The sequence below is a fragment of the Dactylosporangium aurantiacum genome, assembly GCF_000716715.1.
Lineage (GTDB): Bacteria > Actinomycetota > Actinomycetes > Mycobacteriales > Micromonosporaceae > Dactylosporangium > Dactylosporangium aurantiacum.
Genome location: NZ_JNYJ01000089.1, coordinates 1 through 14,845 on the forward strand (window position 1 = coordinate 1; position 14,845 = coordinate 14,845).

At 72.4% G+C, this 14,845-nt stretch carries 12 protein-coding genes; 7 read left to right on the forward strand and 5 right to left on the reverse strand.

Annotated elements, in window-relative coordinates; genetic code table 11:
- Window positions 1-841: 841 nt before the first annotated feature.
- Both OP18_RS49245 and OP18_RS49250 read right to left on the reverse strand, forming a co-directional pair.
- Window positions 842-1,609 carry a sulfite exporter TauE/SafE family protein gene (locus OP18_RS49245; RefSeq protein ID WP_033367503.1) on the reverse strand — a complete coding sequence of 256 codons (768 nt, stop codon included), beginning with the start codon at window positions 1,607-1,609 and terminating at the stop codon, window positions 842-844.
- Window positions 1,610-1,795: 186 nt separating this feature from the next.
- Window positions 1,796-3,199 (reverse strand): MBL fold metallo-hydrolase, encoded by a 1,404-nt coding sequence (locus tag OP18_RS49250; RefSeq protein WP_033367515.1) that lies wholly within the window; start codon window positions 3,197-3,199, stop codon window positions 1,796-1,798.
- Window positions 3,200-4,246: 1,047 nt separating this feature from the next.
- Here OP18_RS49250 and OP18_RS49255 point away from each other — a divergent pair.
- The 5 genes from OP18_RS49255 (at window position 4,247) to OP18_RS49275 (ending at window position 7,918) form a co-directional block, all read left to right on the forward strand.
- Window positions 4,247-4,948, forward strand: coding sequence for a peroxiredoxin (locus OP18_RS49255; protein ID WP_052388521.1), 702 nt, complete (start codon window positions 4,247-4,249; stop codon window positions 4,946-4,948).
- Between the two features lie 110 nt (window positions 4,949-5,058).
- On the forward strand, window positions 5,059-5,751 hold the full coding sequence (locus tag OP18_RS49260; protein ID WP_169788995.1) for a response regulator transcription factor: 693 nt from the start codon (window positions 5,059-5,061) through the stop codon (window positions 5,749-5,751).
- Window positions 5,741-7,159 carry a sensor histidine kinase gene (locus OP18_RS49265; protein ID WP_052388522.1) on the forward strand — a complete coding sequence of 473 codons (1,419 nt, stop codon included), beginning with the start codon at window positions 5,741-5,743 and terminating at the stop codon, window positions 7,157-7,159. Before OP18_RS49260 ends, OP18_RS49265 begins: the two co-directional genes overlap by 11 nt.
- On the forward strand, window positions 7,146-7,577 hold the full coding sequence (locus tag OP18_RS49270) for an OsmC family protein (RefSeq protein ID WP_052388523.1): 432 nt from the start codon (window positions 7,146-7,148) through the stop codon (window positions 7,575-7,577). The genes OP18_RS49265 and OP18_RS49270 overlap by 14 nt, the downstream gene beginning before the upstream one ends.
- A gap of 71 nt (window positions 7,578-7,648) precedes the next feature.
- Window positions 7,649-7,918, forward strand: a complete 270-nt coding sequence (locus tag OP18_RS49275; protein WP_033367506.1) for a metal-sensitive transcriptional regulator — start codon at window positions 7,649-7,651, stop codon at window positions 7,916-7,918.
- A gap of 225 nt (window positions 7,919-8,143) precedes the next feature.
- On the opposite strand, the gene OP18_RS49280 is transcribed toward OP18_RS49275, so the two are convergent.
- The 3 genes from OP18_RS49280 to OP18_RS49290 all read right to left on the reverse strand — a co-directional run bounded on the left by OP18_RS49280 (window position 8,144) and on the right by OP18_RS49290 (window position 11,682).
- Window positions 8,144-8,854 carry a ferritin-like domain-containing protein gene (locus OP18_RS49280; RefSeq protein ID WP_033367507.1) on the reverse strand — a complete coding sequence of 237 codons (711 nt, stop codon included), beginning with the start codon at window positions 8,852-8,854 and terminating at the stop codon, window positions 8,144-8,146.
- A 134-nt stretch (window positions 8,855-8,988) separates the two neighbouring features.
- A complete protein-coding gene (locus tag OP18_RS49285; RefSeq protein ID WP_033367508.1) occupies window positions 8,989-10,194 on the reverse strand; it encodes an NAD(P)/FAD-dependent oxidoreductase in 1,206 nt (401 codons plus the stop codon).
- A 102-nt stretch (window positions 10,195-10,296) separates the two neighbouring features.
- Window positions 10,297-11,682 (reverse strand): rhodanese-like domain-containing protein, encoded by a 1,386-nt coding sequence (locus OP18_RS49290; RefSeq protein WP_033367510.1) that lies wholly within the window; start codon window positions 11,680-11,682, stop codon window positions 10,297-10,299.
- Window positions 11,683-12,035: 353 nt separating this feature from the next.
- Here OP18_RS49290 and OP18_RS49295 point away from each other — a divergent pair, with 353 nt between their 5' ends.
- Window positions 12,036-12,638: a rhodanese-like domain-containing protein gene (locus OP18_RS49295; RefSeq protein ID WP_033367512.1), complete on the forward strand. Its 603-nt coding sequence runs from the start codon at window positions 12,036-12,038 to the stop codon at window positions 12,636-12,638.
- On the forward strand, window positions 12,635-13,546 hold the full coding sequence (locus tag OP18_RS49300; RefSeq protein WP_081971805.1) for a sulfite exporter TauE/SafE family protein: 912 nt from the start codon (window positions 12,635-12,637) through the stop codon (window positions 13,544-13,546). Before OP18_RS49295 ends, OP18_RS49300 begins: the two co-directional genes overlap by 4 nt.
- The last annotated feature ends 1,299 nt before the right edge of the window (window positions 13,547-14,845 follow it).

The following is a 14,845-nucleotide window of genomic DNA, read 5'->3' on the forward strand; positions in this document are numbered from 1 at the left end:
CTCGGCAGATAACTCAACAGCATGAGAAGTGCACGCTCCGGAAATCGTTCGGTCTGGGCACTGGCGTTCACTTCACCCTGCCAGCCCGTTCACCGCGGGTGGAATCCAGACCAAGTCGATCGGTTCGGCCGGGCCGCTGACACGGACGCGAGCGCGTTCCCTCACGTCGGCGACACCGTCGCCGGACACGGCCGGCGACATGGCGCGCCCGGCGACGGCACGGGCCTCCTCCACGCCGTCTGCAAATCGGCGCCCCGGCGGCTCGTTCATCTCCGGCGGCCAGACCCACGGCGTCACGTCCGGCGGTTCTGGCAACGAGTCGACCTACACCGGCAGGACATGGATCGGCGGGCCAGACGGTCCGGGGTGCCGCTCGTCGTGTGCGGCCCCACCGTGTCGATACAACAGGCGCTGCGGGGCGGCCGTTCCGCTCGGTCCCCGTCCGGCCAGGACCTCGCAGATCAGGATCTCGCCGAACGTGGGGTCGGCCTGATCGGGCGGCCGTCAACGACCGGATGCTCGAGCAGGCCCGGCGGCGTCGGCGGAACGTCGATGTCCGCGTGGGTGACGCCCACCGGCTGCCGATCCAGGACCTGCCGGTCACCGGGTACCACGCAGACAAGATCCTCTACGAGAGTCGGCCCTCTGCGCAGCAGGCTCGCGGCAGTCGACGACTGCATACCCGCCTTCGCCGACGCAGCCACCGTCCGGACGGCCTGGCACCTCGGTGCGGCACCTGTGCGCGACATGCCAGGCCTGTCGGTCACACCGCCCTCCACGCGTCTCGGCGGTGGTCACATCCTCGCGTCTTCTGGTGACTGCCCGACCGGGCGCGGCGACCTCAGCCGGCGGTTGGGTGGAGCAGGGTTTGGATCACCACGAACGCCGCGATGACGAACACGAGGTAGGCGAACCACCGGCGCATCCGGTCGGCGGGCAGCCGGGTGGCGAGGCGGGCGGCGACCAGCGAGCCGACGATCGCCGCGGCGGTGAAACCGGCCGCGATCCGGTAGTCGATGACCGTGTCGCCGACGTGCGCGACGAAGCCGGCCACCGAGTTGGTCACGATAATGACCAGGGACGTGCCGACGGCGGCGGCCATCGGCAGGCCGAGCAGCAGGACGAGGGCGGGGATGATGAGGAACCCGCCGCCGACGCCGAACAGGCCGGTGAGGAACCCGACGGCCACGCCCGCACCGACGGACTTGGGCAGGCAGCCGCGCCAGTTCACCCCGCCGCTGGGCAGGGCGCAGTCCCCGCCCTCGCCGACCTGCCGACGCAGCATCCGTACCCCGGCGGCCACCGCGAACCCGATCAGCACGATCCGAGGGTCGAGCAACCGGTTGACCGCCGCGCCCGCGAACGCCGACACCACCCCGGCGGCACCGAACACGGCGGCGATGCGCCAGCGCACCTGTCCGCCGCGGAGCCGGGGCAGCACGGCGGCGGCCGAGGAGATCCCGACCACGAGCAGGGAGGTCGGCACCGCCGCGCGCAGCGGCAGTCCGACGCCGTAGACGAGGGCCGGCACAGCCAGGATCGAACCGCCGCCACCGAGCAGGCCGAGCAGGACTCCGATCACGGCGCCCAGACCGAGTGCTGCGATCATCGTGGATTCCTCTGCGGGATCGGCAGCTCGCGGGCGACGGTTCGCGAGGTGTGCCCGCCGCTGTCGCCGGTACGGTCGGCCGCGACGGTGGCCGCAGTCGAGGCAGTCATGGCCGGCCGGCGACCGTCGCCCTGGATTCCACGAGGTGGCGCAGTTCGTCGCTGGGCAGGGTGGCGCCTTCCACGGTCAGCTGCCTTCCTGGTCAGTGGTGACGGTGGGCAGTCCTTCCGCAGCGACCCCGGCGTACGCGTCGTCGATGTGCACGACGCGGCGGCCGGCACGGACGAGCAAGCTGGTCGCCGCCGCCGCCCGGTAGCCGGAGCCGCAGTGCACCCAGACCGCCCCGTCAGGCACGGTGTCGAGGCGGTGCGGCAGGTCGGGCAGCGGGAGGTGCACCGCGCCGTCGATGTGCCCGGCGCGCCACTCGTTGCCCATCCGCACGTCGAGCACGACGTCAGGGGCGGGCAGCCCGTGCGGGGGCCGGCCGTCGTAGGCGGCGGCCAGGTCGGCGAAGGTCGCGGTGGTCAGCTCGCCAAGCCAAGAGGCGTCACCGCCGGCCAGCTCCTGCGGAGAGCCGGTGGCCGCGGCGGCGGGCCGGTCGATGCCGATCCGGGCCAGTTCCCGCTGCGCGGCGGCCACCTGCTGCGGTGACTCCCCGAGCAGGGTGATCGGGGCGCCCCACGGGGCCAGCCAGCCCAGCCAGGTGGACATCGGCCCGTCCAGGCCGAAGCTCAGCGTGCCGGTCAGGTGCTGGTGGGCGAACGCCTTGCGCGAGCGTAGGTCCACCACCCACTCCCCCGCGGCGATCCGGGTGCGCAGCTCGTCGGCGTTCGCGGGCCGGACGGGGGTCAGGTCGATCGGGTCGGCGCCGTCGGCGTTGCGGGCGCCCATGTGGGCGTAGTACGCCGGGTAGGCGTCCAGCCCGGCAAGGGTCGTGATGACGAAGTCGTCGGCCTCCAGCCGCAGCACCGGGTTGGCGGAGCGCTCCCTGCCGATGGTGGACTCCGGCGCGTCGGACTGGGTGGCCGAGCAGAAGCTGCCGAACCCGTGCGTGGGCCACACCTGCGCACCGTCGGGCAGCAGGTCGGCCAGCCGGCGGGCGGAGGCGTGCTGATGCAGGGCCAGGGTGTGGGCGTGCTCCTTGCCGAGCAGGTCGGTCCGGCCCGTGGTGCCGAACAGCAGCGACCCGCCGGTGAACACCCCGACCGGCCCGGAAGGTCCGTGCAGCACGTACGACAGGTGGTGGAACGTGTGTCCCGGCGTCGCCACCACGGCCAGCCGCAATTGCGCGGACACGGTGATCTCGTCGCCGCCGCTCACCGACACCCGGTGGAATGCCACCGCGTCGGCCGCTGCCACCAGGTACGCCGCGCCGGTCACCTTCGCCAGCGCTAGCCCGCCGGAGACGTAGTCGTTGTGCAGGTGGGTCTCCACCACGTGCGTGATGCGCACACCGAGCCGGCCGGCCAGCGCGAGGACGCGGTCGATGTCGCGTTGCGGGTCGACCACCACCGCGACCTGGCCGTCGTGGGCCAGGTAGCTGCGGTCACCCAAGGACGAGGTCGCCACGACCTCGACGTCGATCGTCATTGCGATTTTCACCTTTCGTCGGTTCCGGGCGTCCACATCGGCGTCAGCGGCGGCCGACGCCCTGGACCACCGGGCCGCCGCCTCCGGCCAGACCTGTGTGCCACCGGCCGGCGACCACGCCTGCGCACCCACCGCGGAGAACACGTGCGCGGCGACGCCGTGGTTGCCTGGGCGGCACGCCGCGACCACCTGGCGGTCGGCGTACTGACCCGCGACGGCCCCGAGCTGCTCCAGCGGAGCATTCACCGCACCGGGTGTACGGTCACCACCTCGACCTCTCATACCCTACGGGGTATCAAGAGATACATACGTTGACGTCAAAACGATTATACCCCCCGGGGTATTTTGTCGCGTGGGAACCGTCACTCTCGGCGGCGTCTCCGCACCTGGAGGCGGATATCGTCGACACCGACGCACCGACACAACCGCCCGGCACGCTCGTCAGGGCCGGATGTACGCCGGATGTCCGCCCACCCGCAGGCTGTCTGCAGTCCCGCCCGCTGCCACCACCACTTCCTCGGCGCGTGAATCCAACGACTTCGCCGGCGATCGGGCCGCCGTTCTTCCGGATGCCGGTACCCCGGCTGTGCCACCAGTTCGTCATCGTGCCTGTTCTGGGGAGCCACCAATGCCGGTCGCCGTCGGGACGTACCTAGTCCAAGGCCACACAGCACTTCCCCGGATATCTCCAACGTCAGCACTCACTGAGGCTGGCGTCCGTTGTGCCGCCGGATGCCCCGTCAGTGCCGGGCCGGCTCACCGGACGCCCGCCGGCAAACTCCGCGACGAGTTCGGTTGGTTCGCCGTCGGCATGGGCATCTCGTCCCGGACCGACAACGGCCCGCGGGTCCGCTGCTGCGGGACCGTCCCGCCGCAGCGCTCGCCGGCGCCAGCATCGTCACCACCCGCACCCGCACCCGCACACCGTCGCACTGCAGCACCCCGCGCGGACAGGCTCATCCCGAGCGGGCAGCCACCGGCCGGGTGAACACCCACAGCGACTCGCGATCCCGCCCGAACGGCCTTCTACCAGTAGGGAGCAACCTCATGACGACCACAACACCAACCGTGGCGCCGGCCCCGGAGGACACCACGGCGCCCGCGCACCTGCCGCTCATCGGTGACCCGGCTCCGCAGTTCGAGGCCGACAGCACCCACGGACGGATCCGACTGTCCGACTACGCCGGGCACTGGGTCGTGCTGTTCAGCCACCCGGCTGACTTCACCCCGGTGTGCACCACCGAGTTCGTCGCGTTCACCGAGCTCGCCGACGAGTTCGCCGCCCGCAACGTGGCGCTGCTCGGCAACTCCGTCGACTCCGTCCACAGCCACCTCGCCTGGACGCACGCCATCCACGTCAAGACCGGCATCCGCATCCCGTTCCCGATCATCGCCGACCTCGACACCAGCGTGTCCCGAGCGTACGGCATGCTGCACCCGCACATCTCGCAGACCGCCGCCGTCCGGGCCGTGTTCGTCATCGACCCCGACCAGACCATCCGCGCCGTCGTCTACTACCCGATGAACGTGGGCCGGATGATCCCCGAAATCCTCCGGCTGATCGACGCCCTGCAGACCTCCGACCGCGACAGCGTCTCGTGCCCCGCCAACTGGCGACCCGGCGACGACGTCGTCGTCGCCGCGCCCAGAACCGAAGCCGAACTGGACACCCGGCTCAGCGACACCACCCTCACGCTCACCGACTGGTACCTGGCGACCCGACCCGACCGCAGCACGGTCGCCGCCTGACTGCCGGACCGACCGACATCGGCACCGGCACGGCATCCGCAACTGGCCCGCTCCCCGATCCGGGCCGATCGGCCCTGTTCGGGCGGTCACCGCGGATGGAGGGTGGAGGGGTGCCGGGCACCGTGTTGGTCGTCGAGGACGACCGTGAGCTGCGTGAGCTGGTCCGCCGCTACCTGGAACGGGCCGGCCACGCCGTGCACAGCACCGGCTCCGGCGCGGAGGCGATCGGTGTGCTCGCCGGCGGCGGGGTCGAGCTGATGGTGCTCGACCTCGGGCTGCCCGACGTCGACGGGCTCGACGTGCTCGCCGCCGCCCGGGACGGCCGGGAGGTGCCCGTGGTGGTGCTCACCGCCCGGGCCGCGGTCGAGGACCGCATCGACGGGCTGCGGCGCGGTGCGGACGACTACGTCACCAAACCGTTCTCCCCCACCGAATTGGCGTTGCGCGTCGACGCGGTGCTGCACCGCACCCGCGGCGGGGCCGCGGCGTCCCCGGCGGCCACCTTCGGCGGTGCTCGGCTGCGGCTGGACGAGGCCCGGCACGAGGCCGTCCTGGACGTCGACCGGCTCGATCTGACGCCGACGGAATGGGGGCTGCTCACCGCCCTCGCCACCGTCCCGGGTCGGGTGTACTCACGGTACGAGCTGATCAACCGGATCCGCGGGTACGAGTTCCCCGGCTACGAGCGCACGGTCGACTCGCACGTGAAGAACCTGCGCCGCAAGCTGGGTCCGGACGGCGTCCGGATCGTGGAGACGGTGCTCGGCGTCGGCTACCGGCTGGGCTGGTCCCGTGACCACTGACCGCAACCATCTGACCGACGCGCTGGGCGGGCGGCTGCTCGCCGCGTTCCTGCTCGTGGCGCTGTCCTCGGTGGCGGTGCTCACCGTCGCCGCGCTGGTCGCGACCGACCGCGGGCTCGCCAGCGCCCGCCAGGAGGAGCGCCGGCAGGTCGCCGACCGGGTCGCCGCCACGGCCGCCGACGCCTACATCCGTGCCGAGGGCTGGACGGGTGCCGACCTCGCACCGGCCGCGACGCTCGCCGACGGGGCCGGCGCCCGGCTCGTGGTGCTGACCGCCGATGGCGGCATGGTGTGGTCGGGGCAGGGTATGGGCTCCCGCATGGGCGGCATGCACGGTGCCGGTGCCGCCACGGATGCCGGCGGTGGTGCGGTGCTCGAGTCGCCCGTCACCGTCGCCGGACGGTCCGTCGGGACGGTCCGGCTGGTGTTCCCCGGCGCGACGACCGGTGGCCGGACGGTCGCCTGGTCCTGGGTGGCCGGGGCGGCGCTGGTCGCCCTGGTCGCCGCGGTCCTGGTCAGCGCGTACGTCTCCAGGCGGCTGACCCGGCCGCTGGTCGCTCTCGCCGGCGCCGCCCGCCGCTTCGCCGCCGGCGAGCGTACGGCCCGCGCCCGCCTCACCGCACCGGGCGAACTGGGCGAGGTGGCGCACGCGTTCGACACCATGGCCGACGAGGTGGTCCGCGCGGAAACGGTCCGGCGGCGGCTGGCCGCGGACGTCGCGCACGAACTGCGGACTCCCCTCGCGGCGCTGCAGGCCGGCCTGGAGGAACTGCGCGACGGCCTGCGCCCGGCCGCCCCGGCGCGGCTGGCCGCGCTGCACGACCAGACGCTACGGCTGGGGCGGGTCGTGCAGGACCTCGCCGACCTGTCCGCGGCCGAGGCCGCGGCCCTGTCCCTGCACCTGGTCGACACGGACCTCGCCGGCGTCGCCCGGGCCGCGCTCGCCGCGCAGCGGCCCGCGCTCGACGCCGCCGGGTTGACGGTCACCACCGACCTCGACACGCCGGTGCCGGTCCGCGCCGACCCTGACCGGCTGCATCAGGCGATGACCAATCTGCTGGCCAACGCCGCCCGCTACTGCCGCGCCGGCGACCGGGTCCGCCTGCGGGCGCGCGTCGAGGACGGCGACGCGGTCCTGGAGATCGCCGACACCGGCCCCGGCATCCCGCCGGACGAGCTGCCGCACGCATTCGAACGCCTTTGGCGCGGCCGTGACGCGGCGAACGTCGCCGGGACCGGCATCGGCCTCGCGGTCGTCCGCGAGCTGGTCACCGCCCACAGGGGCGGCGTCGCGATCGACGCGCCGCCGGGCGGCGGCCTCACCGTCACGCTTCGCTTCCCCGCGCGGGCACCTGCACGGGCATCCGCCGCCGGCAACCGGAAAGGGCACAGCCATGGCACCGCTTGACAGCCACACCATCTCAACCGTCACGACCGGCCTGCGGGTGGAGCCCCGCTCCGGCGAGGCGTACGAGATCGCCGTAGGCGTCCACCGCATCCTCGTCGACCAGCCCACCGACGCCGGGGGCGGCGACCTCGCACCCACCCCGACCGAGCTGTTCGTCGCCTCACTGGCCTCCTGCTTCGCCTTCTACGCCGGCCGCTACCTGACCCGCCACGGCTACTCCCGCGAAGGGCTGGCGGTCGAGGCGCAGTTCGACCTGGCCACCGATCGGCCCGCCCGGGTCACCGCGGTCCGGCTCACCCTGCACGTGCCCGCCGGCCTGCCCCGCGAACGGTGGGCGGCGCTTCAGGCCGTCGCCTCGCACTGCACCGTCCACAACACCCTCGCCCAGCCGCCCCACGTCGACATCACACTGCGGTAACCACCGCCACCACCCTCGACACGTACCCCGGGGGGTATTGTTGCCGGTACGGCCCAGGGTGAGGAGCGGACATGGAGATCGACAAGGACGCCGTCGGTGATGTCATCAAGCGGCTGCGCCGCGCCGAGGGCCAGATCCGCGGTGTGATCGCCATGCTGGAGTCCGGCCGGGACTGCGCCGAGGTCGTCACCCAGCTCGCTGCCGTGTCGCGCGCGCTGGACCGGGCCGGGTTCAAGATCATCGCCACCGGGCTGCGGCAGTGCGTCACCGCCGAGGAGGACGGTCGGGAGCCGAGCATCGACGTCGCCCAGTTGGAGAAGCTGTTCCTGTCGCTGGCCTGACACAGCGACCGCGCCGCGGTCGCGGTGCGAGTGGGCGACCAGTGGAACCATGAGTCCCTGGACACCTGAGCAAATCCGGTCGGCGGCTTGAGTGCGGCGCGGCCCGCAGGAAGTGGTGTCGTTTGCTTCCGCCACCGGTTCGGGATGACCCGTGATCCTTCCGGCGCTCCGCCCGTGTGCCACGCACGGCGGGTGGCAGCCCGCCGCCCGCCGCCGCAGCGCCGGCTATCGGGTGGACCAGCGGTCGAACGCGGTGAGGTGGTGCTGGGAGGCGGCCAGCAGGTGCGTGTACGACTGCCGCACGTCCGGCGCGGTCAGCCCGCCAAGGGCGGCCCGCAGGTCCGCGATGTCGGTCCGCTCGACCTGCCGCCCGGCCTCGAGCGCGGCCGCCTGGTCGGCCTGGCCCTGGGCAAGCAGCTTGTCGTACGTCGCCTGCACCGTACTGTCGCTGAACTGCCCGGCCGGCTTGCCGGCGGTCGGGTCGGCCAGCCCGTACCGCTGCAGCAGCGTACGCACCACGCTCAGGTGCCGGGTCTCCGCGGCGGCGATGTGGTCGAAGACGACTGCGTCGTATTTCGCGGCGAACGCGATGTACAGGTCGTGGGCGAGTTGCTCCTCCTGCGCCATGGCCGCGAGGGTGCGCTGCTGCCCCTCGGTCAGCGTGCCCTTGTCGGCGGTGATCGCCAGCCCGACGCAGCCACCGTCGCGGGTCATGCCGCCATTGCCGCCGCCCATCATGCCGCCGCCCATCATGCCGTTGCCGTCGCCCATGACGTTGTGGCCGCCTCCGGCGCCCATGCCGTAGCCGCCGTGCCAGCCTGCCGCGGCGCTGACCGGGCCGGCACCGGCCAGCGCCGGGGCGGCGGCCGCGAGACCGCCCAGGCCGAGCGCGCCTGCCGCGACCAGGGTCACCGCGCGGCGGGTCGTGGTCTTCATGGTTTCCTCCTCTGCTCGGGTTCCACCTTGACTGTGGCGCCGGGTGGTGCCGTCGGTGTGGAACCCGTGTGGAGGCGAGATGGAGAACCACCACGGCGCCGCCCGCGGGGGCCGGGCGGATGGCGCAGGTGCAGTCAGATCCGGCCGCGCAGCATGCCGTGCCAGTACAGCGTGGGCAGGCCGTACCGTTTGAGCAGCCACATGTCGGAGCGGGGCCGCATCGTGTCGATGAGCGGGAAGCTGGGCCGGGGCCGCAGCTCGTAGTCGAACTCGGCCAGCAGCATCCGGTTGCGTGAGGTGACCAGCGGGCAGGAGGTGTACCCGTCGTAGCGGGCCGGCAGCGGGTCGCCCCGGCGGGCGGCGAGCAGGTTGGCCACGAGCACCGGCGCCTGCTTGCGGATCGCGGCGCCGGTCTTGGAGGTGGGCAGGTTCGCCACGTCACCGAGCGCGAACACGGTCGGCCAGCGTGGGCTTTGCAAGGTGTACCGGTCGACCTGGACGTAGCCGAACGCGCTGTCCGGATCGGCGAGCGGGCCGGCCCTGACCCAGTGCGGCGCACCCTGCGGCGGTGTCGCGTGCAGCACCTCGAAGCCGATGTCCTCCTTGGTGCCGGACTTCGTGTCCAGCAGCACGACGCGGCGGGCGGGCCCGTCGACCTCGACCAGCTGGGTGTCGTGACGGCCCTCGATGCCGTACCCGGCCGCAACGCCCTTCAGGACCTCGCCCCACTGCGGCTGGGTGAACATGGCGGCCGTGGGCAGGACCAGGATCAGCCGCATCTTGTCCAGCACGCCCTGCCGGCGCCACCAGTCGGCGGCCAGATACGCGATCTTCTGCGGGGCTCCGCCGCACTTGATCGGACCGGGCGGCATGGTGAACACCGCGGTCCCGCCACGCGTCTCCCTGATGAACTGCCAGGTCCGCGGCGCGAGGTCGAAGCGGTAGTTGGTGGACACGCCGTCGTGGCCGAGCGCCTCGGCCAGCCCCGGCACCGCCTCTGGGTCGAGTCGCAGCCCGGGCGCCATGACCAGGAAGTCGTACGACATCTGCCGGCCGTCGGCCAGCATCACCCGCCGCACGTCGGGAGCCACACCGCAGGCCCGCTGACGTATCCAGGTCACGCCCTTGGGCATGACCGACTCCTCCGGCCGGACGGAGAGCTCCGCGTCGGCCCGGCCACCACCGACCAGCGTCCACAACGGCTGGTAGAAGTGCCGGTCCGACGGCTCGATGACCGCGACGTCGGCGACGCCGGACCGGCGCAGCCGCGCCGCGACGCTGATCCCCGCGCTGCCACCGCCGACAATGAGCACCTCGTGATGTGTCGAGGACACCGTCATCCCCGCCTTCCTTTCAGATCCGTGACACCGTGCAGGACATCGCCCCTGGCGGCGGCGGTCGCTCGTCGCGCGAGGTCGCCGCCGCCGGCTTTTGGGGCTGGTTCAGGCGGCGACCCGGTCGTGGTCGCTGCGCCACGCCTGGTAGCCGCCCAGCAGGTCGGAGACGTCGTCCCGGCCGGCTCGGCGCAGCAGGCTCGCGGCGACCGACGAGCGGTAGCCGCCGGCGCAGTGCACGACCACCGGGCGGCCGGTCGGCACCTCGTCGAGGCGCCCGGGCAGTTGCGCCAGCGGGATGCGCAGGGACCCCTCGATCGCGCCGGCCTCCACCTCGCCAGGGTTGCGCACGTCCAGCAGCACCGGCGGGTGCCCGCCGGCGAGCGCGGCGCGCAGGTCGGTGACGGTGACCCGGCTGGCCCGACCCATGTCGCCCGCCATCGCCAGGAACGCGCCCTCGGGTTCGCGCAGGTAGCCCGCGACGTTGTCCAGGCCGATGCGCGCGAGGCGGGTGACGATCTCCTCCTCGCGGTCCTGCGGCGCGACCACCAGCACGCGCTCGTCGGGCCGGACGACCATGCCGGCTGTCTCGGCGAAGCGGCCGTCCGCCGGCACGTTCACCGCGCCGCGCAGGTGGCCGGCGGCGAATTCCTGCGGTTCCCGCGCGTCGAGGACCACGGCACCGGCGGCGCGCTGCGCGGCGAACTCCTCGCCGGTCAGTGGCGTCGGCGCGGTCCCGGCGTTGAACAGTTCGTGCCGTTGCCGGTTGAGCACCGCGTCGTGCACGAAGTAGGCGGGTGCGGCGGGCTGGCCGGCGGTGACCAGGGCCAGGAACTCCTCCCGCGGCATCGGCGCGCAGGCGTAGTTCGTGGCACGCTGCTCGCCGATCGTCGAGGCCCGCTCGGTGGACAGGTTCTTGCCGCAGGCCGAGCCGGCACCGTGGGCGGGGAAGACCCGCACCTCGTCCGGCAGGGCCATGAGCTTGCGCTGGACGCTGTCATAGAGCATCTCGCCCAGTTGCTCCGCGGTGTATCCGAGGGAGGCGAGCAGGTCCGGCCGCCCGACGTCACCGATGAACAGCGCGTCACCGGTCAGCACCGCGTAGGGCGTCGGGTCCGTCGCGTGCTCGTAGACCAGCACGCTGATCGACTCGGGCGTGTGACCCGGCGTCTCCATGATCTGCAGGGTCACGTCACCGAGGCTGATGCGTTCCCCGTCCACCAGTTTCCGGATCGGGTAGTCGGTCTCGGCGCGCCGGCCGTAGCCGATCCAGGCGCCGGTCGTCGCGGCGATCTCGAGGTGACCGGCGATGAAGTCCGCGTGGAAGTGGGTGTTGATCACGGCCTCCACGGTGACGCCGTGGGCCTCGGCGTCGGCCAGGTACTCCGACACGTCACGGCGGGGGTCGACGACGACGCCGCGACCGGTGCGCTCGTCGGCGATCAGATAGGACGCCTGGGACAGACAGTCCAGGTAGTACTGCGTAAAAAGCATGACGCCTCCTCGAACCAGCGATCAGAACACTTTCGAACATACCCCCGGGGGTATCTATCACCAAGGGCTGCGGCGGGCCGGAACATAGGGGACGCATACCCCCGGGTGCATCACCCACAAGGCGGGCGCGGCTGCACGAAGGCTGGCCCAGCACTCGCAAATACCATACCCGGTGGGGTATCAGGTCAGGATCGGCCAGTGAAAAACGCCCCATCCGCGGCCGGTGCCCTCACGACGGCACCGGCGTTATCGTCTGCTCATACCCCTGGGGGTATCCCGCGTCGACGGTCCGGCCGCTGAGCGGTACCGGTCCGCACGCCGGACCACACATCGCACAACCTGATCGAGGAGCCATGAGCGCTGACAACGCCACCCGTACCATCGACCCGGCCACCCTGCGCGACCTGCTCGACGCCGGCCGTGCCCCGCGCCTGCTCGACGTGCGCACCCCGGCGGAGTTCGAGACCAGCCACATCCCCGGCGCCTACAACGTCCCGCTGGACCTGCTGCGCGAGCACCGCGGCGAACTGCTCGCCCACCTCGACGACGACGTCGTGCTCGTCTGCCGCTCCGGCGCCCGCGCCACCCAGGCCGGGCAGAGCCTCGCCCAGGCAGGCCTGCCGAACCTCAAGGTCCTCAACGGCGGCATCCTCGCCTGGCAGGCCACCGGCGCCCCGGTCAACCGCGGCCGGCCCCGCTGGGACCTCGAACGCCAGGTCCGCCTCACCGCCGGCAGCATCGTGCTGCTCAGCGTCCTGCTCTCTGTCGTGGTGCCCGGTGCCGAATGGGTCGCCGCCACCGTCGGCGCCGGCCTTGCCGTCGCCGCCCTCACCAACACTTGCGCCATGGGCATGCTGCTGTCCAAACTGCCCTACAACCGCGACGCCAGCTGCAACCTCGACAGCATCGTCACCCAACTGCGCGACCCCGCCGCCGCCACCGCGAGCCGGTCATGACCACACTCGTCCTGACCGCCGCCCTGGCCACTGTGATCGGCGTCAGCCTCGGCATGCTCGGCGGCGGCGGATCCATCCTCGCCGTGCCGCTGCTGGTCTACGTCACCGGCCTGCCCGCCAAGGAGGCCATCGCCACCTCGTTGCTCGTCGTCGGCGCCACGAGCGCCGTCGCCGTCATCCCCCACCTACGGGCCGGCCGGGTCCGCTGGCGGACCGGCCTCATCTTCGGCCTCGCCGGCATGACCGGTGCCTACACCGGCGGCCGCGCCGCCGAGTACATCCCCGCCGGCGTGCTGCTCACCGCGTTCGCGGTCATGATGCTCGCCACCGCGGCCGCGATGATCCGCGGCCGCCGCAGCACCGAACCCAGACCGGTGCCGCACGAACTGCCGGTCCTGCGGGTCGTCACCGACGGCATCGTCGTCGGCCTGGTGACCGGTCTCGTCGGCGCCGGCGGCGGGTTCCTCGTCGTGCCCGCCCTCGCTCTGCTCGGCGGCCTACCCATGCCGGTCGCCGTCGGCACCTCCCTCATCGTCATCGCCATGAAGTCCTTCGCCGGCTTCACCGGCTACCTCTCCACCGTGAGCATCCACTGGGGCCTCGCCGCCGCCGTCACCGTCGCCGCCATCGCCGGCAGCCTCATCGGTGCCCGGCTCGCCGGCCGCATTCCCGCCGACACTCTGCGCCAGGCGTTCGGTTGGTTCGTCGTCGCCATGGGCATGTTCGTCCTCGTACAGCAACTGCCCGCGCACCTGCGCACGAACCCGCTGCTGTTGGGCGGTCTCACCACGGCGCTCGCCGCCACCGGCATCGCCGCCACCCGGCTCCGCAGGCGCATCCGCGACCGCCACGCCGCAGCGCCACTCGACGGCGAGCTCACCGCGGCCGGGCAACCCCCGGCACGGTGAAACGCCAGTGGCGACCACCTCGCCGCCGAGAGCATGGCGCCCAGCCAATGAAGCAAATGTCGTGGCGAGCCCGACATCAGTCCCAGGAAGGACCTCGACACCGGCCAGCCGCTGACCGGTGACCAGCTTCCCCGCAATTCGAAGCCGACAGTACCGACGGACCGGTCCGACTGCCCGACCACGCCGGGCACCCGGCTGTGCCGTTCAGCGACCCAGCCGAGCGCGTCCCCTGCAGCACCTGCGGCAACGGCGCCACCCGCACCGGAGCAAGCAACCACGTTGACGAGGCGCTCGCACGCCCCCTCCCTGTCCGCCGTGACAGGGTCACCAAACACCCGCGGGAGGTTTGTCGAGACCGGGACTCGGGCAGTCGTGGGCAAGCCGCTGCGGAGTCGCAGAACGTGTCTGCGTCCACGACGACTGCGTCACAGCACGCCTCTATGACCTGTGCGGTACCGGCGCTGGACGCCTTGCCGGGCCGACGGAGGTAGCAGATGAAGACTGCGCAGACCGCGCGACCCGCGGACCGACGGGTCGCGCCCGTTCGTAGTACCCACCAGCACGGCGCCGCCGTCACCGTAACGGCGATGTGGGCAGGCGAGCATCAGGACTTCTCCCGGCTGACGGCCATGACTGTGGTCGGCACCGCGGTCACGGCGCCGATCGCCGGCGCGTCGTCCACGCGACGTACCTGACCGGTGTCCCCGTGGTTGCTGCCGCGCTCTTCAGCCGGGTCGCCGTGAGCGGCCGATGACGCCAGCGGCTCAACAGGGGCGTCGACGATGAGACCAGCGACGCCGCCCCGCCCGGACCTGGCCCGATTCGCGCCCGATCTGGTCGGTCCGTACCCGCACCAGCCGATGGCCGACGTCGCCATCGTGGACAGCTGCCTGGCTGCGGCGCTCGCGGCGGCGCCGACGTCGTTGCCGCTGCACTGGCATAGGCAGCGCACCCGTCGTCACGGCAGGTGGCTCGCCCGCCAACAGGCGGTCGGACTTCGGGTACGGACCGCTGAGGCTCTCTGGCGACGCGGTCCCGCCGTCCACGCCCAGGCACGAGCCCTACGTACCCTGGCCGCCCGCTGCGACGCCGACACCCTACTGCGCCAGGCACTCGCGGACTGCTTCACGGCCGCTCGCGGGAGTGCAGACAATCTTCAAGCGCAACCCATGACACCGGTGGAGTGCCCAGCACGCCATGGCCGGTCACTAGGGCACCATCCTTTCGGCAGAGCCCTCTGAGAGGGTTGCTGTTGGAACTCGACGAGGACTGAGAGAGGGCCTTGGCCGGTCGCCCTTC